The sequence below is a fragment of the Endozoicomonas arenosclerae genome (assembly GCF_001562015.1).
GTDB classification, from domain to species: domain Bacteria; phylum Pseudomonadota; class Gammaproteobacteria; order Pseudomonadales; family Endozoicomonadaceae; genus Endozoicomonas_A; species Endozoicomonas_A arenosclerae.
Window position 1 is genome coordinate 16,536 of record NZ_LASA01000140.1, and the last position, 17,587, is coordinate 34,122.

Here is a 17,587-nt window from a genome sequence, read left to right on the forward strand (position 1 = left end):
ACAGCTTAATACACCCATTGCTCAAGCTAAAATGGCTTCCTCTCTTTTGGCCTGCCACTCCAGTAATTCCCTGATCGATCCGATCACTTCCTCAACGCCATGAATAATGTTGGGGGAATTCAGGTGGATGGTCTGCTTAAGACTGGTTTCCAGTTCAAGGCAGGCATCCAGCAGTTTAGGAGCAGCGCAGTAACGGCAAGCACCATGGAGTCTGTGGACACGCTCCAGTAAAGGTTCATGTAAGTTGTTTCTGAAACTCTCTTCGATAGTTTTAAGGTCTTCCGGTAAGCCATCCAGTAGCATGTCCAGCATTTCCCTTGCGAGCTGCTGGTTGCCTGCCGCAAGTTGAATGCTTTTCTCTTCATCAACGGGCGAGCAGTCAGGTTGCAACTTTTCCGGAAGGTCTTCTTCTGAAGGCTCGTCTGGGGCCTGTACGGAATTACCTGTCCAGTGGCTGATAGTAGAGACCAGCTGTCGGGTATTAACCGGCTTGGTCATATAGTCGTCCATACCACTTTGCAGAATCTGTTTTCGTTCTTCCGGGAGTGCGTGGGCTGTGACGGCGATGATGGGGATTCGTTTATAAATATTATTGATGGTCCGGATGCGCTGTGTGGTCTCAAGGCCATCAATATCAGGCATCTGAACATCCATTAAAACCAGATCGAAAGCTTTCTGGTGGCAGAGTTCAATGGCCTCAAAACCATTGTTAGCCGTCAGAACAGATTGGTCCATCTTGAGCAGAATGGTTTCCAGCAGTTTCAGGTTAACGGGGTTGTCGTCCACCACCAGTATATCCAGCTGCTTTTCAAAAACAGCCTTGGCGGGTTGCATAACATCCGGGCTCTGAAGGGTTTTTGAAGTCATGCCCTGTATGGCCATCAGCAGCTTGTTTCTGGCTACGGGTTTAAGCAAACAGTGAATACCAGGAGGCAGGTTTTCAGGGTGGTTGCTGCTGCCTGCCATGGCTAGAATAAGGACAGGGGTTTGCTGTACATACTTTTCGGAAATTTTAATAGTACGTTGCAAATGATCATCGCCCTGGCTCAGTAGCAGCAGGTCATGATTGTTGTGCGTCTCTATATATTGCTGGAGCTCACCCAGAGATTGAAAGGACGTGACTTGTAAACCAAGGCTTTGTACCTGATGACCAATGGAGAGCCTTGATAATTCCTGAGGCTCATAGAGCAGTACATGGTTGCAGCCAGGTATCGGCTCAGGTTTGAATAAGATGTTTTCGTCTTCGACCGGACGGGTTCGTATTGTAAACCAGAACGTAGAACCTCTGCCCAGGTCTGAATCCAGACCAATTTCACCATGCATCTGTTCGACAAGACTTTTGCTGATGGCCAGACCCAGGCCAGTACCGCCAGCCTGACGGGTTCGACTGGAATCGGCTTGAGAGAAAGCTTTAAATATTCTTGAATGCTGCTCTGAAGTCAGTCCGGATCCGGTATCTGTAACTGTAAATTTCAGGGTATGGATATCAGTGTCATCCACTTGCTCCAGCATGACTCTGATAGCGACGCTGCCGTAGTTGGTAAACTTGACTGCATTGCTGACCAGATTGGTCAGAATCTGAGAAAGACGCTGTTTGTCGCCTATTATCTCTTCCGGAGTGTCTTCATAAATGAAACTGACAAGTTCCAGAGATTTCTGGTGAGCTGCCGGAGCCATAATAGCCAGTACATCGTCTATAACTTCACGAATGCTCAGTTGTTGATTGTCGAGCTCCAGTTTGCCCGCTTCAATGCGGGAGAAGTCCAGAATGTCGTTCAGCATGGTCATCAGACCCAGGGCTGATTTCTCAATGGTGGACAGGTATTCCCTTTGCTGGGACTTCAACTCAGTTTCAAGCAGCAGAGCGGTGTATCCAGAGATACCGTTGAGTGGTGTACGGATTTCATGGCTCATATTGGCCAGGAATTCACTTTTACTCCGACTGGCCTCCAGGGCTTCTTTCCGTGCAAGGTCCAGTTCCACATTTTGAATCTCAATGGTTTCCAGTGTTTCCTGTAACTCGTTAGTAGAAAGATCAACGCTGCGCTGCAACTCATCTCTGGAGTATGAGAGCCGTTCAAGAAGTCGGTTAATAGCCAGTTCCAGGGTGGCATAAAGGCTATTTGGAGAACTGTCCAGGCGACTTCCCAGGTCATAGGCGTCAATTTCATCCAGTTCATCTGCAATGGATTGCAGCGGATTAATCAGGGAGCGGGACAGCTTCATACAGAGTGAAAATGCGATGCCGATGGCCAATGCCAACAAAATAATGCCCAGCAGGGTGGCGCGGTATTTCTGAATACGGGTTTCTGAGTAGGCGTATTCCAATTGCAGCCAGCCAATGGTTTCGGATTGATCACCACTCAGACGGACTACGGGCGCAATGGCTCTGAGTGTGTCGTGGGTGGTATAGAGTGAAACCGATCCGGGCAAAGGTTGAGCCAGACCAATGGGTAATAAATTGGGGCCTGCATGGAGCAATTCCTTGCCATTTCGGTCCAGCAGGCTGACGGCTCTGATGTCAGTATCGTCCAGTGTCTGGCTGGCCAGTGCCTGTGTACTCTCCATTTCGCCGCTTTCCATGGAGTACACAACGAGTGTCGCTAGCCGTCGGGTCATTTCTTCAGCTTTGGTGATCAGCTGTTGATCCAGCTCAGTGAAGCGAGCCCACAGATAAAGACTGCACATGAGGACAGAGATGAGAGCGCCTGGTAGCAGTGCAAGAACCAGAATTCTGCGCTGAACAGTCTGGGAAGTTGTTTTCATACGTAATAATTGTACAGACTGGATTATTATCATTTATGCTGGGCGCCTATCGAACCGCTATGATCGGACAGGCACCTGACGCATCATAAGAGTTATACGTACGTTTTGGAAGTTTTGGTTCAGAGAACGTTTGTTAAGGAGAGCTATGGATTACCCCACAATTGAGTCCCTGGTGGGTAACACCCCACTGATCCGGTTGCAGAGACTGTCTGCCGGTCGAGGCAATACCATTCTGCTCAAGATGGAAGGGAATAACCCTGCGGGCTCAGTCAAGGATCGTCCTGCGCTCTCCATGATCTCTGAAGCAGAAGCCATAGGGGCCATTAAACCGGGTGAAACCCTGATTGAAGCCACCAGTGGCAATACGGGTATTGCCCTGGCTATGGCAGCTGCTATCAAGGGGTATAGGATGATACTGATCATGCCGGACCATATGAGTGAGGAAAGGCGTGCCGCCATGACTGCTTATGGTGCCGAGTTAAAACTGGTCAGTAAGGAAGAGGGTATGGAAGGTGCCCGGGATCTGGCGTTGGCCATGGAAAAAGAAGGTCTGGGCAAAGTCTTGAATCAATTCGCCAACCAGGATAATCCATTGGCGCACTATAAAGGCACTGGGCCTGAGATCTGGCAACAAACAGGTGGGGAGATCACCCACTTCGTCAGCTCTATGGGAACCACGGGAACCATTATGGGGACATCAAGGTTCCTTAAAGAGCAAAATCCCAATATTCAAATAGTAGGCCTGCAACCGGCTGATGGTGCCAGCATTCCAGGTATAAGACGTTGGCCGGTTGAATACCTCCCGGAAATATTTGACGAAAGTCGTGTTGATCGGGTGATGGATATTAATCAAACAGAAGCGGAAGAGACCATGAAAACCCTGGCGACAAAAGAGGGTATCTTCTGTGGGGTTTCTTCGGGTGGTGCGGTAGCCGGAGCTTTGAGACTGGCCGAAGAAGTGGAGAATGCCACTATTGTTTGCATTATCTGCGACCGGGGTGATCGATACCTTTCCACTGGGGTGTTTAATTCATAAGAATCGAGTGTCTGCTCTTCCAGGTTTAATGTTTGTGGCTCATTCAGTGGGCCACAACTGGCCTTTAAATTGATGAATTGAACCCCCCATACTGTTCGCACTGAGCCTGTATTGTCTTAATGCTTGGCTGCACTAGTTTATTGATTCAAGCAAAGGCTGTCGCTCAGGATTCTTCAACCGCTTCAAGCGAGTGTGGAAAATAAAAAGAGTGACCAGCCCGGCATTATCTATCGTAATCATCATCATCGATGGCACAATGTTGCCTATGTAGGAACTGTAGGTATCGTCACCGTTCAACCAGTCAAACGTGAAGTGGGCAATAAAGAAAATATTGCACACCTTATCCAGCAATAGCCAGCCATAGCTACTGAGTGGCACCGGAAGCTTTTTCCGGTAATGGGCTACATAGTTGTGAATGATCTCAGAGCCTGGTCCAATAATCGTGGATGCTCCTGATATGTAGGAGGAAGCTTTGGAAAAACGCTGGAGGTTTTGATTAATCTCGGGTTTGGTTGCATTGGCGCACTCCAGTGGAATCAGTGCGCTGCCGGAGCCTGAGGCCTGTTCTTCTTCCATCTGGGCTTTTTTGATGGAAATTAAGCGGTCGTTTTCTACGATTTTCGTGGCATTTTCCTTAACTCGGTCTCTTAACTCATCTCTATATTGAAGTAATTCCTTTACAGTCCAGTCATCATAAGTTTCTTCATTTGCCGTGCTGTTGAAACTGAGGCATGTGATGGCAAGATAGAGGAGGGGCGTGGGTGATAATTGCAGGAGAAGTTTCAGGCATCCTGAAAGGGTGAATCTTTTCATAACTCTACCAGCCGGAATGCAGGCCGTACTTACGGCCGTAATGAATCAGTGATACTACCGTGTAAAGGCTGGTTAGTATGATCATGGTTGTGGGTATGCCATTTAAAATTTTATGTAACAGGTCTTCCTCCTGATTCGTGAAAATATGCATATCAAAAAATGAATTGCCAAAAGTAGAAGCGACTGGCCAGGTAAATGCCGTCCAGAGTACTGGCTTTTTTTCAACATTGAAGGTTAAGTGATGTCGATAAGCCTCAACGGCGGGGCCAATAATGGCAGGTATGGAAGCCAGGCCTAACGTCGTGTAACTGCTTATTTTGTAAGCCAGATTGCCGGGGTGGTTGTTTGGGTTGCTGCAGTTCATAGGGCTCTGATGGAGGTCGGCATCCCAAGGCTCGTACTGAGGCATATCGAAATAGAATTTATCAAGCTGAGATAGTACGGTTTCCTGTTCATTCAGCACTTCTTTTTGTTGTTCAAGTATGAGCTTGAGTGTCTCTATTTCTGTAATAATGGAGTGTCTGTCGGTTTCGGGTATGGGAATAGAATAGGCAGGAAAGTTACATGCCAGCAGGCACAATAATACTAATGTCGATTTTAGATTAAAGAATATCCTCATTTTGATCCCAGTAGAACCGCATTACACTGAAGGCAGTACGTCCCTGGACTGTCTGAGTTGTTTCATGGATACAGTGTAAGCTAAATTTTTCCTACTGCAGGGACGATTAGCCATATATTTCACTGCTCAATCTCTGTTCTCTATCTGATCACAAAATATTTACACTCTTATTGCTCTGGAGCACTGAAAATTCACAGGGCTGTAGGTATAATGCGCAGCGTTGTTTATTCTTTACGCAGCTTTTTATATGAAAATACAAGGTTACAAACCTCTTGAGTAATGCTTGCCAGGGTGACTTGTATTTTTTGTTTTGAGCTGCTTGCATATTTCTGAATCTGAAGGATACAGCTTCATGCGATCTCAAAAGGCTTCTCCTGGCGCCCGGCGCCGAGTAGTAGGAGAAGTTCTTGTGCACGGTCTGTCCCATGACGGCCGTGGTCTTGCCCGAGTGAAGGGCAAAACCCTCTTTGTTGAAGGAGGGCTGCCCGGTGAACAGGTTTCAGTTCTGTTGACGGAAGACCGAAGGCGTTATGCCAGTGGCCGGGTGAATACTATTGAGTCTGCCTCTTCAGAGCGGGTGGAACCTCCCTGTCGACATTTTAAAACCTGTGGTGGCTGCAGCCTGCAATACTGGTCTCATGAAGGTCAGCTGCAGGGCAAACAGAGCATTGTGCTGGATCAGCTTCAACGCTTTTCATCACTGCAGCCTGCTGAAGTCTCCGAACCACTGGTTTCTCATCCTTACGGTTACCGTTACCGGTGCCGACTATCCATTATCTGGAAAAAAGGCCGCCTCTCTCTGGGCTTCAGGGAAAAACAAAGTAAAAATATCGTTGATATCAAAGAGTGTCCGGTATTGGCGGAGCCTCTTCAGCCTCTGCCGGAAAAGTTGCGCGCCTTGTTATCTGAATTGAAACAACGTGAAGCGGTCAGTCATGCTGAATTGTTTCTGGCGGACTCTGGCAGAGCCATTTTGCTCAGACATATCAGGGATCTGCCGCCTGCAGATCTTAACAAGCTCGAAGTCTTTGCCCGTGAAGAGCAGCTGCATCTCTATCTAAAAGGGGATGAGCAGCACGTCGGCTGTCTTTATGCTCCAGTGGATGATCCCTGGATGTATTACCGGATTCCGGAGCTGGATCTCAAGTTTCAATTCCGGCCCGCAGACTTTACCCAGGTAAACTGGTCTGTGAATTGCGCAATGGTGCTGCAGGCTCTGGACTGGCTGGATCTTAAGCCAGAAGAGAAAGTGTTGGATCTATTTTGCGGGCTGGGAAACTTTTCGCTGGCACTGGCCCGAAAAGCCGCTTCTGTAGTAGGCGTTGAAGGCAGTGCTGGCGCCGTAGAACGGGCATCCTTCAATGCTGACCTGAATGGCCTGAAGAATTGTCGCTTTTATCAGGCTGATCTGGCAGCACTGGTGGGGGGCAAGCAGGCCGAGGGTTGGCTAACTGAAAACTATGACGCCATGTTGCTGGATCCACCGAGAACCGGGGCCATCGAAATCATTGAGCAGATGGCCGATTATCTTCCCGACCGGCTGCTTTATGTTTCATGTAATCCAGCCACTCTGGCCAGGGATGCCGGGGCTTTAGCCAAACTGGGTTTCAGTCTGGAGAGACTGGGTGTCATGGATATGTTCCCGCAAACCGGGCATGTCGAATCCATGGCGCTGTTTAAAAAACACACATAATACTCATTTTTGTCTAGTGAACAGGTGTCATGGCCTGCAGAGACTGTTTTAATAAGTGATAAGTTTCGTAATCTGCAGCCGTGAACCTGGAAGTGTTGCCCTTCAGCCTGGCAAGACTTCCAAAGAATCAAGTGGAAAACTTTCATGGTAAAGGTAAGAGAAGATCATCCCGTCCGTTACGATGGCTCCGTCGATCTGGAAGCCTGGCTGGCCCGATTGCAGGATAGCTTTGGGGTCACCGGTACGGATCGTCTGAGAGCAGCCTGTGAGCTTAGCCGATGGGCTGAGGATGAGGCACGTCAGCAGGCTGATACTGTCTGGCCCACCGGGCCTGGCTGTTTCCGTACCGGTCTGGAAATGGTCGAAATCCTTGCAGAACTAAAGCTGGACACCGAGACTCTGGTCGCGGCAGCACTGTATCGTGCAGTACGCGAGCGTAAGCTGTCCATGAAGCAGGTGGAAGAAGATTTCGGTAAGACCGTGGTTCGCCTGATCAAGGATGTACAGGGCATGGCGGCCATCAGTGAGCTGCTTAACCCCGCCAGAACCCAGGTATTGGATCAGAGTCAGGACCAGCTGGAAAAAGTCCGCAAAATGCTGGTTTCAATCATCGATGATGTTCGTGTGGCTTTGCTGAAGCTGGCAGAACGTACCTGTGCCATCAGGGCTCTCAGAGATGCGGATAAAGACAAGCGCCGCCGGGTAGCCAGAGAAGTCTTCGAAATCTATGCCCCATTGGCTCACCGTCTTGGTATCGGTTACATCAAATGGGAGCTGGAAGATCTTTCTTTCCGTTACCTGAACCCCCAGGATTACAAGCGTATTGCCCGTTTGCTCGATGAAAAAAGAACGGATCGCCAGCAATACATCGATCATGTTGTTGATCAGCTCAAGCAGGCTCTTGGTGAGGCTCATATTGAGGCACATGTTTATGGCCGGGCCAAGCACATCTACAGCATCTGGCGCAAAATGAAGCGTAAAGGTCTGGATTTCAGGGACCTCTACGATATCCGAGCCTTCCGGGTGATCACCAAGGAAGTCAGGGACTGTTATGCAGCTCTGGGTGTGGTGCACTCGCTGTTTAACCATATTCCCCAGGAGTTTGACGATTACATCGCAACACCCAAAGAGAATGGTTACCGCTCGCTTCATACTGCGGTATTTGGTCCTGAGGGCAAAACCCTGGAAGTGCAGATCAGAACAGAAGCCATGCACGAAGAAGCCGAACTTGGGGTTTGCGCGCACTGGAAATACAAGGGCACTGACGTTAACACCAAGAGTGACAGTTACGAAGAAAAACTTAACTGGCTGCGTAATGTCATGGAGTGGCATGAAGAACTGGGTGACCTGGGCGGTATTGCCGAGGAGTGGCGATCAGATGTAGAGCCGGATCGTATTTATGTGTTCACCAAAGCAGGTCATGTGGTGGATCTTTCTGTGGGTGCAACACCGATCGACTTTGCTTTCAGAATCCACTCTGAAGTCGGTTTGAAGTGTCGTGGTGCCAAGGTGGCAGGTCGCATTGTACCGCTTAATCACAGTCTCAAAACCGGTGATCAGGTGGAGATCCTGACCGGCCCGAATGCCCAACCAAGCCGTGATTGGCTTAATCCTGACCTGGGATATGTCACCACCAACCGTGCCAGAGCAAAAATCACCAGCTGGCTGAAAAAACAGGATCGTGATTCCAATATTATTGATGGCAGTAATTCTCTGAATGCTGAGCTTAAGCGACTGGCATTGACTGGTATTAGTTTCAACGAACTGTTGCCCCAGACGCCTTTCAAAGAGATGGATGATATGTACGCCGCCATTGGTGCGGGTGACTATCGTGTGACTCAGGCCGTGGCGCTTGCGCAAAGAGAACTGGAGCCGGAAGAGGAGAAAGAGTTCGAAATTCGAACGCGTACGCCTCAGGAGAAAATTTCTGACAGTACGATCACCATTGACGGTGTGGGGAACCTTTTGACTCAGATGGCAGGTTGCTGTCATCCGGTGCCCGGCGATCCCATTATTGGCTATATCACGGTGGGTCGTGGTGTCACCATTCACCGTCAGGATTGTAACAATGCCCTGAGTCTGCAGGAGCAGGAGCCGGAAAGGTTAATTGAGGTTAACTGGGGCTATTCACCGGAATACATGTATCCGGTGGAGATTATCATAACGGCTTACGATCGCTCTGGACTGTTGCGTGATATCACCATCGTATTAGCCAATGAGCGGGTGAATGTTCTGTCGGTTCAGACCCGTACCAGCAAGGAAGATAATATTGCCAATATGCTGTTGACGGTGGAGGTTCAGAGTCTGCAGCAATTAAGTACAGTATTGGCAAAAGTGAATCAATTACCTAATGTCATTGAAGTGGCACGTCATCGAAAGGAAGGTAAATGAGCCGAAGCAGTCTTGAAGATCTGCTCTATCTCATGAGTCGGCTTCGGGATCCCGAAGCTGGCTGCCCTTGGGATCTGGAGCAGGATTTTACGACCATTGCCCCTTATACCCTGGAAGAAACCTGCGAAGTGCTTGATGCTATTGCCAGCGAGGATTTTGACAATCTTCGTGAAGAGCTGGGTGATCTGCTGTTTCAGGTAGTGTTCCATTCAAGAATGGCAGAAGAGGCGGGGCACTTTGATTTTCATCAGGTGGCTGCCGGTTTGGTGGAAAAAATGGTGCGTCGCCATCCCCATGTTTTTCCTGCGGGCACTCTGGAATCGAGAAAGTCGGCTGATGATGCAACCACTTCTGACGAGGTGGTTGATAACTGGCAGGCGATCAAGCGAAAAGAAAAGCTGGCGAAGGGTGGGAGTGTTTCACCATCGGCTATGCCGGATAAGTTACCTTCTGCGCTGCCCTCATTAACCCGATCCTGTAAACTGCAAAAATCTGTCGCAAAAGTAGGCTTTGACTGGCCTGACGCCGAGCCGGTTTTTGACAAGATACTGGAAGAGATCGACGAAATTCGTGAAGCCGTATCAGAAGAGCAGGGGAAGGAACGAGTGGAAGAGGAAATAGGGGACCTGTTGTTTGCTTGCGTAAACCTGTCCCGGCATCTTTCGGTCGATCCGGATATGGCAATGCGTAAAGCCAATGACAAGTTTGAAAAACGTTTCCGCTCCATGGAGAGGCGAGCTGCTGAAGACGGTTATGAGTTTCAGCAGCTGTCATTGGATGAGATGGAGTCTTATTGGCAGCAGGGAAAAGCCAGTTAACCTGCTTTCCCCTATAGAAATCTTTAAGGGCTATTGTTGATCGATAGCCTTGTATCTTGACTTCGGCTCAGCACGCTTCTTAAAGCTAACGATTTCAAACTCTTCCGAATACTCAATCGATTCTTTGAGCTTTCCATCCTCAATGACTGATCGGATGTAAGTACACTGATCATTAACCTCGCTTCTTCTGCCTATGAACTGTTCCTCTTCTACAGTCACTCTGCACAGCATGGCAGCGTGAGGGTCATGCCAGTGAGATAGTCTCTGATCGCCAAATCGGGTCAATCCTTCTGATGGGCAATCCAGTTCGCCTACGGAAATATGGATACCTTCACAGTTGCGCTCAACAGTGACATCGCAAAGTGTTTTGTTGGCGCTGGGTATTGCGTCTTGCCACCGTTGCCATTGCAGGGTGTCATCAGAGTTGCCTGCCAATATCTGGAAACCTTGTGATAAATGGATAATTTCTCCCTGTCTGGAGATAAAGTTGCAACGTTTGTCTCTGGATAAGCTATTCATAGCTCCCAGGTTTCCGCTCAAATCCCTGCAGGGAATCGGTCTGCCCTTGAGTAGAACTTTGGCATTCTTCACTAAAGCCAGGCTGTTTTCCGGAGGCTTTTTCTCGTCAGTAAAGGGTGTCCAATACCACGGACTCATAACTCTTTTCATAAAGGCTTCATTGTATTTCAGACGGGCAAAATAGATCGAATCCGGGCCATCCATGTAACTGGTATAAGCAATATGACCCAGAAAGTTTTGTCGTGTCATGAGTGCCCGTTTGAATTTTTCATCAATGTCCGGGTAGAAAAAAATGGATGTTTCCTGAGCGGTGTTGATGGATTCAAGTGAACGGGTGTCCTGTAGCTTTTTCTTTTTGGGGAGGCTGTATGCACCAAAGTAACCGAGCAGATTTTCAACTTTTCGGAGCTGTGGCGTAATCACTCCTAGGAGTCCTGGCTCAAATTTATGAAAAGGTGGGATTCTGGCCGGATGAGCAACAGGATAATAATGGCATCTGCAGTCAGGGGCATTCAGAGTGACAAGTGTACCTGGCAGGTTTTGCGTTTCTTTAAAGTCAAGAGAAGCAATTTTTAAATCCCGGTTGTAGCCAAGAAATTCATGCAGTCTGTCTATTTCCAGTAAGGTGAGTTGCAAAGCGTTGCTTTCTATGGGAAATCCGCCCTCATCCGGCCTGACGATGGGGTAAATCAGGGAGTAGTTGATTTTGTCTTGCCAGGAACTGGAGGCAAACAGGGCAATTTCCTCAATGCCTTTAGGGAAGGCAGCGCAAACGCCCTTGGGTTTTCCATTGGCACCGGGGTGACAATGTTCGAGTCGGTTGGTGGGAACAGCAATCCAGTGCAAACCTACAATAATCCCTGGTACTGCCTTACATTCATCGGAGATTCTGGCTTGTTCGGGGCCAGTAAAATGGGATGCAGGGCAGTCCATGACCAGGATGGCCGATTTTTCAGCATCGCCTGAATAGGCAAGGTTGGATAAAAGAAACAAACTGATCAGGCTCAGAGCTTTTACGAAAACTTGCGGGCTAAATAATATCGCACGGGTGCGCATGGCCGCATACTCTTTTATGAAAGTGGATCTTAAATCTAATTTATATTGTCAGGAGGACTTAAACTGAATTGTCATATCAAGCGCTTTGCTGATCAGGGCTTAAACTAAAGTCTTCTGTAGAGGTAGAGTGCACTTAATGGTGTTTTTAGCTTCTCTAATCAGTCCAGAATAATGTGAGGAAGAAATCGGGAGCTGTCCTTGGTGATGACCGATGAATCTTCACGTATACCAATACCCGCTGAACGATCACCGACGACCCAACTGCCTATCAAAGTGTAATTCCCTGAAAAACTGGGTACAGGGTGGAAGCTTTGCAGTATGTAACCGCTGTCATCGTAGGGGCCGTCGACAAAGTCTGTTTGCTGTCCGTTTTTAATGACACTGATGTTAGAGCCTTCGCGGGAAAATACTGGCTTCTTCACATAGTGCTGACCGAGATCGTCGCCTATTTTCCCTTTCTCAAAATAGCTGGGTAGCAGGTTTGGATGCCCGGGAAATTCTTGCCAGAGCAGAGGGAGGATGGCTTTGTTGGAGAGGATGGATTTCCAGGCCGGTTCAACAAACAGTGTTTCCGATCCTTCTATGCTGGGGCCGAATTCCTCTTCAAACATAAACTCCCAGGGGTAGAGCTTGAACAGGGCTGGAATGGTCATGTCCTGCAGATCGGTAAACTCACCTTTTGGGCTCAGGCCAATGTCTTCGACGAAAATAAATTTAGTATCCAGACCGGCCTGGGTGGCACAGTCTCGAAAGTATTCGACGGTCCCGTAATCCTCATCAGTATCTTTGCAACTGGCAAAGTAGAGGGGCTCATTGCCTACATGTTTTTGTTTAAGAAGAACCAGGGCTTCAATCAACATTTCCTGAATGATGTTGAACTGATCGGTTTCGGCGGGCAGCCGTCCGGTAGCGACCATCTCTTCCAGCCAGAGCCATTGGAAAAAAGCGGATTCGTACAGTGACGTGGGTGTATCGGCGTTGTACTCAAAGAATTTGGCGGGCCCATTGCCGTTGTAAGCAAAATCCATGCGGCCATATAAATGAGGGTCAGCGTTTGCCCAGGATTGTTGCACGTAATCCCAGTACTGCTCGGGAATACGCAGGCGTGTCATGATCTCTTCAGATCGAACCGCCTTGTCCACCAGTTGCAGGCACATCTGGTGTATTTCTTCAGTGGGGGTTTCCAGATCGTTTTCTATCTGTTGAAGGCTGAAGCGGTAATAGGCGGATTCATCCCAGTATTTTTCACCTTCAATGGTATGAAACTTAAAACCCAGAGATTGGGCTTGCTGTTTCCAGTTCTCCCTTGGTTCAGACAGAATACGTCGCATAAGTCAGCCCCCCCAGCTGCCTCGGGCCGCAGAACGGCTGCCAAAGCCGCCACGCTTCATGGTGGTGCTCTTCAGGGTGGGTTTCGCTGTAGCACTTTTGTTAACGACCACTTTACCCTGTTTGTAGCTGCTGCCCAGGCGGTCATAGTTGCCGGTTCGATAAGAGCCTCCACTGCCCAGATAGAGAGGGATAATAGTGAATGAACTGCGGTTTGAGGACTGCTGATTAGGGGACAGCATAAAGCCCTGCATAGTGGGGATGTATTCCCCGGAAGAGGTTGTCTGACAAAGCTCGAAATCACTGAAACAGTCAGAGGAATACTTGTATCGAGGAGCCGTCGAAAGATGAGTTTGCAATGCTCGATTGTATTCGTAATTACATACTTCTTCAGAGACTACATTGTCGCGGGCGCAACTTTGAGCATCTTTATAAATCAGTGTGCTCTTGGTGGGCTCAGAGCACCCCGCCAGCATTAAAGGCGTGGCGCCAAGAAAAGCGAGTTGGAGTTTTTTAGAGCGTTTCATTCTCTTAACTCCATTCAGTAAGTCAGGCTGGCTGCGTTCAGCAGGCCGGCAGCAATGGAGATGGCGCCGAGCCAGATACCAGCGGCCATTTCATTGTTGGTAATGCGCTCAGAAATCTTTGGCATGAACAGTCTCAGAACAAAGAAAGTAGCGAGCTGAACAATGAGAGCTATAGCTCCCCAGAGCGCCATATCGATAATGTCTACGGAGTTTTCAATAACACTGGACAATGGCAGCACAAAACCAATCAGGCTACCGGCAAAAGCAACGGAGGCTGCGGGCTTATTTTCCTTGATCAGTGTCATTTCCTTATGAGGGGTGATCATGGTGTAAATGAAGACGTAGATCGCAGTGAGCGCCAGGGCAATACCGAAGTAGCCCAGAAAGAGAGGTACGCCCGCCAGATAGTCGGTAATAGCTAGCATTGTCTTGTCCGATAGTTTAAACGTTGATGGAGTTGTTATTTTTATGGCTCATGGCTGTTTCTCAGGCATCATTTTTCATTCACTGCATCACAATGAATGAAAAGCGATGTCATAAAGTCATGGCAGTTATGAACGTAGAATACTGCAAACTCTGTCGTTTACATAATGCTCATGGAAGAAATTTCCAGATCAATGCCTACACTCACAACGGCAGTGGCTTCGTCTTCACTGGTGAATTCCAGTGAGCTCAGCAGGTATTCATAATGTTCACTGTCTGGTATACGCCTTTGATAGAGCATCGCCAGGTGGTCCACATCGTAAGTGGCTGTATTTTTATCACTGGAATAAACGGTTTCAGTAAACTGAACCGGCTCTATCTTGCCCGTAACTTCACTGTCCCACACGCGTTCATATTGAGTGGTGTTTAATGTGAATCCAGTTTGACCGATCTTGCCGTTCTCGCCCGCCCAGAGGTTAACGCCACTTTGAGACGCCAGATTCTCGGTCTGCTCAAAGACGAACAGTTTGATGTCATTAATATGCTGGGTTTCAAATCCGCCTGTGGTCGAGATTTGAAAGAATCCGTCATCGGCCGTATAGAATCGACATAGTGAAGCTCCGCCACCCAAATCAATGATGCCTATGGCTTCTATGGTTTGAACGCCTGAAGGCAGGGTCAGGTTCAACTGTTGCTGAATCATCTGAAAAGGCAAGAGATCCAGTTCAACAGCACCGCCAAGCCTCAAGTTCAATGGCGCAGGCAACGATGGCTCTTTATCATCTGCTTTCTTCTTGCGAAACAGGTCAAAAATCATGTTCTCGGTTCCATTAAAGAGCTATGAGCAGAGAGTGTTTCTATAAATACCGATAAAGCACTTCCTGACTCAGAAAGTGCTTTTAAAATTTGCTTTCCAGCTTTCAATTACTACTGCTTGGCTTTCAGTCGCTCCAGAACACTGCTGGCATCGGAATCACTTTTGGTGATGCCTGCGGCTTTCAGCTTGCTCTGCAGGTCGGATTCCGCTGAATCACCAGACAGTTCACTAGCGGCTTCCATTTGCGCAGCTCTTTCTGCCTGTCTCTGCTTGATGCGTTCCAGGGAGTCAGTCGCAGTAGCCATTTTAGAGTTAACACCACTGTGCTTGGCTGCGCAGGCCGCCTGAGCCTTTTGTACAGACTCTGTCGCTTTTACAGTATCAACCTGTTGCTTCAGGCGACGCAGATTTGCTTCCGCGTCAACAATGGCCTTTTTAAGGCTGGCTACGCTGTTGGTGAAGCTGCTTTCCATTTCCTGTTCGGAGTTAAGCTGAGCTTCATAGTCTGCGATCTTGGTCGCCACGTCGGTAGCCAGAGCTTCATCACCCTGTTCCAGGGCTTTAATAGCATAGCCTTCGTACTCGGCCACTTTCCCTTTCAGTTCGGTGCATTTCTGGGCAGACAGTTTCTGCTTGGCCATAATGCCAGCCAGCTGGGTTTTGGACTGTTGGAGCTGGTCGCTGGCTTCACGGATTTCCTGGTCCAGGATGCGCAGGGCATTGCTGTCGGCAATGGCTTCACCGACTTCGTTTCCGGCGCCTTTGAGAGCGGTAATCACTTTTCCCCAAATACTCATAATGTCGTTTCCTTATAAAGTTGAAAGAGTTTGTTCCGGCTTGGGCCTTAGGCCAGGTGCTGGCTGTAGGCTTCAGTGGCCTTGATGGCGTTGGCAGCCAGGGTTTCAATTTCCAGAACGACATTCTGGAGCAGTGACGCAGAACTCAGGGCGCCAAAAATGGTGTAGTAATCTTCACCACCCGGGAAGCGATCCAGGCTGATGGTGGACAGTGGGAACAGCTTGTGGGTTCTCAGGATCTCATCATTCAGGGCGTGAGCATCCTTAACCTGTGTCAGTGGCCACAGTATGGCATCGGCAATGATCTGCTCGCCGGAGACAGTAACGTAAATGGGCAGATCACCAAACTCGGTCATGGTGATCTCGAGGCAAGGATCAGTTCCATCTACGAGTTGCAGAGTGGCATTACCGCTGGCAAACAGAGGGGCATTGCTCAGGGCTTGATAAAGGCTCTGCATGGACCAGATTTCATGAGGCTTGTTTTCGCTGGTGGTCATTGGGTTGCTTCCTGATGATACGGTTGATTGGGTTAATCTCAGATCGCGCTCTACATCCCGCAAGCGACCGGCATTTTCGGGCAAGATCCAAACTTCTTTTTTAACCAGCCCCTGCTCCCGCATTCGGGCGCGGAACTGGCGCTGATAGTGTGCGGCATTTTTTGGAGGAGCCATTGTGTTACTCCAGAGAAGATTAAATCTACTTTTCTTTTATATCTTAATATTACATGTAATAACCTTACATGTAATAAATCGGCTTGTGAAGAAAATTCTGGAAAGAAAACCGTAAAGATTGCCTGCAGACTGTAAATTTGCAGGCTTTTGAAAGACTTAGGGTAGCTGAAAAAGTGACAAAAATGGCCAGAATGCTCTGGCCATTTTCTGAAGGAGAGGGGTTACTCGGCTGTCTGAGTGGCTGGTGATGTTTGTTTGTTGGTCTTGGGTATAGGCTTCTTACGCATTCCATCAAAGGTGAATATGGCCAAGGCGAACCAGATCAGGCCAAAGGTGATCAATTGTGCCTGTGTCACTTCTTCTTTATAGATAAACAGACCCACCAGAAATGATATGGAAGGGCCGAGGTATTGCAGGATGCCAATAGTGGTCAGCGTCAGCTTCTTTGCTGCCATATTAAACAGAACCAGAGGGACCGTGGTCACCAGACCCGCCAGTGCCAGCAACAAGCTGGTGCGACTGTCAGAAAATCGGAAGCTGTGATCGCCCGTTTTATAGAGCCAGAAGAAGTATCCCAGGGTCACAGGTAGCAGAATTAATGTTTCAAATGCCAGACCCGGTACAGCTGATACCTGGGTTGTTTTTCTTACCAGACCGTACATACCAAAGCTTAATGCCAGGGCAAAGGCTACCCAGGGGACGATGCCGAGCATTAGAATTTGATAGAGCACTGCCAAAGCGGCGAGCATCACAGCCATCAGCTTAAGGGGTGTCAGTTTTTCATTGAGAATCAGGTAACCCAGCAGCACATTCAGCAGCGGGTTAATGTAATAGCCAAGGCTGGTTTCAAGAATACGATCATTGGTCACGCCCCAGATAAAAATCAACCAGTTAGTGGCGACCAGAATAGCGGAGACGGTGAGGGCTCCTGACAGTTTGAGGCTGCTGAAAATGGTTTTCAATTCAGCCATCTTGCCAGTCATTTTCAGAAGAACCATCAACAAAAAGACCGACCAGAATACTCGATGGCCTAAAACTTCCAAAGGTGGGACATGATCCAGTGCTTTGAAATAGATGGGGACCAGTCCCCATATGGTAAACGCCATGACACCCAGTGCCAGGCCAGAAGAATCTCTTTGTTCAGACACACGCTTTCCCTACTTGGTAATTTTTCATCTCTCAGGTGTGGCGATGAAAATTTATTTCTTCCCGCTTTTGACGGTATCGGGCATTGTGCCTGAACATTCGTTCCTGGTTAATCCGAATCTTGCGAATTTCTTGCAAAATGACAACCGGGATTAATATCTGCAGA

15 protein-coding genes are annotated in these 17,587 nt (G+C 48.5%); 4 read left to right on the forward strand and 11 right to left on the reverse strand.

Annotated features, from left to right (window positions below; all coding sequences use genetic code 11):
• Nucleotides 1–21: 21 nt before the first annotated feature.
• Nucleotides 22–2,766: a response regulator gene (locus WG89_RS21365; protein ID WP_062269621.1), complete on the reverse strand. Its 2,745-nt coding sequence runs from the start codon at nucleotides 2,764–2,766 to the stop codon at nucleotides 22–24.
• Nucleotides 2,767–2,911: 145 nt separating this feature from the next.
• Between WG89_RS21365 and cysM the strand changes: the two genes are divergently transcribed.
• Entirely contained in the window at nucleotides 2,912–3,802 is an 891-nt protein-coding gene (gene cysM / locus WG89_RS21370) for a cysteine synthase CysM (RefSeq protein ID WP_062269623.1), read from the forward strand.
• Nucleotides 3,803–3,934: 132 nt separating this feature from the next.
• Here the strand turns inward: cysM and WG89_RS21375 are convergent, their stop codons facing one another.
• Together WG89_RS21375 and WG89_RS21380 are read right to left on the reverse strand one after the other, a co-directional pair.
• Nucleotides 3,935–4,615 (reverse strand): hypothetical protein, encoded by a 681-nt coding sequence (locus WG89_RS21375; RefSeq protein ID WP_062269625.1) that lies wholly within the window; start codon nucleotides 4,613–4,615, stop codon nucleotides 3,935–3,937.
• A 4-nt stretch (nucleotides 4,616–4,619) separates the two neighbouring features.
• Nucleotides 4,620–5,234 (reverse strand): hypothetical protein, encoded by a 615-nt coding sequence (locus tag WG89_RS21380; protein ID WP_153301739.1) that lies wholly within the window; start codon nucleotides 5,232–5,234, stop codon nucleotides 4,620–4,622.
• A 352-nt stretch (nucleotides 5,235–5,586) separates the two neighbouring features.
• Between WG89_RS21380 and rlmD the strand changes: the two genes are divergently transcribed.
• The 3 genes from rlmD to mazG all read left to right on the forward strand — a co-directional run bounded on the left by rlmD (nucleotide 5,587) and on the right by mazG (nucleotide 10,136).
• Nucleotides 5,587–6,927 (forward strand): 23S rRNA (uracil(1939)-C(5))-methyltransferase RlmD, encoded by a 1,341-nt coding sequence (gene rlmD, locus WG89_RS21385; protein WP_062269629.1) that lies wholly within the window; start codon nucleotides 5,587–5,589, stop codon nucleotides 6,925–6,927.
• Nucleotides 6,928–7,071: 144 nt separating this feature from the next.
• Nucleotides 7,072–9,318 carry a GTP diphosphokinase gene (gene relA / locus WG89_RS21390; protein ID WP_062269631.1) on the forward strand — a complete coding sequence of 749 codons (2,247 nt, stop codon included), beginning with the start codon at nucleotides 7,072–7,074 and terminating at the stop codon, nucleotides 9,316–9,318.
• Nucleotides 9,315–10,136 carry a nucleoside triphosphate pyrophosphohydrolase gene (gene mazG, locus WG89_RS21395; protein WP_062269634.1) on the forward strand — a complete coding sequence of 274 codons (822 nt, stop codon included), beginning with the start codon at nucleotides 9,315–9,317 and terminating at the stop codon, nucleotides 10,134–10,136. Before relA ends, mazG begins: the two co-directional genes overlap by 4 nt.
• 30 nt (nucleotides 10,137–10,166) lie before the next feature.
• Here mazG and WG89_RS21400 read toward each other — a convergent pair whose 3' ends face one another.
• The 8 genes from WG89_RS21400 to rarD all read right to left on the reverse strand — a co-directional run bounded on the left by WG89_RS21400 (nucleotide 10,167) and on the right by rarD (nucleotide 17,423).
• Nucleotides 10,167–11,711, reverse strand: coding sequence for a hypothetical protein (locus WG89_RS21400; RefSeq protein ID WP_062269636.1), 1,545 nt, complete (start codon nucleotides 11,709–11,711; stop codon nucleotides 10,167–10,169).
• 158 nt (nucleotides 11,712–11,869) lie between these two features.
• Complete coding sequence (locus tag WG89_RS21405) at nucleotides 11,870–13,042, reverse strand: glutathionylspermidine synthase family protein (RefSeq protein ID WP_062269637.1); 1,173 nt, start codon at nucleotides 13,040–13,042, stop codon at nucleotides 11,870–11,872.
• A 3-nt stretch (nucleotides 13,043–13,045) separates the two neighbouring features.
• Nucleotides 13,046–13,567 (reverse strand): DUF1190 domain-containing protein, encoded by a 522-nt coding sequence (locus tag WG89_RS21410; protein WP_062269640.1) that lies wholly within the window; start codon nucleotides 13,565–13,567, stop codon nucleotides 13,046–13,048.
• A gap of 14 nt (nucleotides 13,568–13,581) precedes the next feature.
• Nucleotides 13,582–13,992: a DUF350 domain-containing protein gene (locus WG89_RS21415; RefSeq protein WP_062269642.1), complete on the reverse strand. Its 411-nt coding sequence runs from the start codon at nucleotides 13,990–13,992 to the stop codon at nucleotides 13,582–13,584.
• Between the two features lie 158 nt (nucleotides 13,993–14,150).
• Complete coding sequence (locus WG89_RS21420; protein WP_062269644.1) at nucleotides 14,151–14,807, reverse strand: DUF2491 family protein; 657 nt, start codon at nucleotides 14,805–14,807, stop codon at nucleotides 14,151–14,153.
• Between the two features lie 110 nt (nucleotides 14,808–14,917).
• Nucleotides 14,918–15,604 carry a PspA/IM30 family protein gene (locus WG89_RS21425; RefSeq protein ID WP_062269646.1) on the reverse strand — a complete coding sequence of 229 codons (687 nt, stop codon included), beginning with the start codon at nucleotides 15,602–15,604 and terminating at the stop codon, nucleotides 14,918–14,920.
• A 47-nt stretch (nucleotides 15,605–15,651) separates the two neighbouring features.
• Nucleotides 15,652–16,275 (reverse strand): YjfI family protein, encoded by a 624-nt coding sequence (locus tag WG89_RS21430; RefSeq protein WP_062269648.1) that lies wholly within the window; start codon nucleotides 16,273–16,275, stop codon nucleotides 15,652–15,654.
• Between the two features lie 221 nt (nucleotides 16,276–16,496).
• Nucleotides 16,497–17,423: an EamA family transporter RarD gene (rarD, locus tag WG89_RS21435; protein ID WP_245662952.1), complete on the reverse strand. Its 927-nt coding sequence runs from the start codon at nucleotides 17,421–17,423 to the stop codon at nucleotides 16,497–16,499.
• Between the last annotated feature and the right edge of the window lie 164 nt (nucleotides 17,424–17,587).

Bases quoted from the DNA above. Each gene is read 5' to 3' on its own strand.
- WG89_RS21400 (WP_062269636.1), bottom strand. From the start codon at position 11,711: ATGCGCACCCGTGCGATATTATTTAGCCCGCAAGTTTTCGTAAAAGCT.
- mazG (WP_062269634.1), top strand. From the start codon at position 9,315: ATGAGCCGAAGCAGTCTTGAAGATCTGCTCTATCTCATGAGTCGGCTT.
- WG89_RS21410 (WP_062269640.1), bottom strand. From the start codon at position 13,567: ATGAAACGCTCTAAAAAACTCCAACTCGCTTTTCTTGGCGCCACGCCT.
- WG89_RS21430 (WP_062269648.1), bottom strand. From the start codon at position 16,275: ATGGCTCCTCCAAAAAATGCCGCACACTATCAGCGCCAGTTCCGCGCC.
- WG89_RS21365 (WP_062269621.1), bottom strand. From the start codon at position 2,766: ATGAAAACAACTTCCCAGACTGTTCAGCGCAGAATTCTGGTTCTTGCA.
- WG89_RS21375 (WP_062269625.1), bottom strand. From the start codon at position 4,615: ATGAAAAGATTCACCCTTTCAGGATGCCTGAAACTTCTCCTGCAATTA.
- relA (WP_062269631.1), top strand. From the start codon at position 7,072: ATGGTAAAGGTAAGAGAAGATCATCCCGTCCGTTACGATGGCTCCGTC.
- WG89_RS21415 (WP_062269642.1), bottom strand. From the start codon at position 13,992: ATGCTAGCTATTACCGACTATCTGGCGGGCGTACCTCTCTTTCTGGGC.
- WG89_RS21425 (WP_062269646.1), bottom strand. From the start codon at position 15,604: ATGAGTATTTGGGGAAAAGTGATTACCGCTCTCAAAGGCGCCGGAAAC.
- cysM (WP_062269623.1), top strand. From the start codon at position 2,912: ATGGATTACCCCACAATTGAGTCCCTGGTGGGTAACACCCCACTGATC.
- WG89_RS21380 (WP_153301739.1), bottom strand. From the start codon at position 5,234: ATGAGGATATTCTTTAATCTAAAATCGACATTAGTATTATTGTGCCTG.
- WG89_RS21420 (WP_062269644.1), bottom strand. From the start codon at position 14,807: ATGATTTTTGACCTGTTTCGCAAGAAGAAAGCAGATGATAAAGAGCCA.
- WG89_RS21405 (WP_062269637.1), bottom strand. From the start codon at position 13,042: ATGCGACGTATTCTGTCTGAACCAAGGGAGAACTGGAAACAGCAAGCC.
- rlmD (WP_062269629.1), top strand. From the start codon at position 5,587: ATGCGATCTCAAAAGGCTTCTCCTGGCGCCCGGCGCCGAGTAGTAGGA.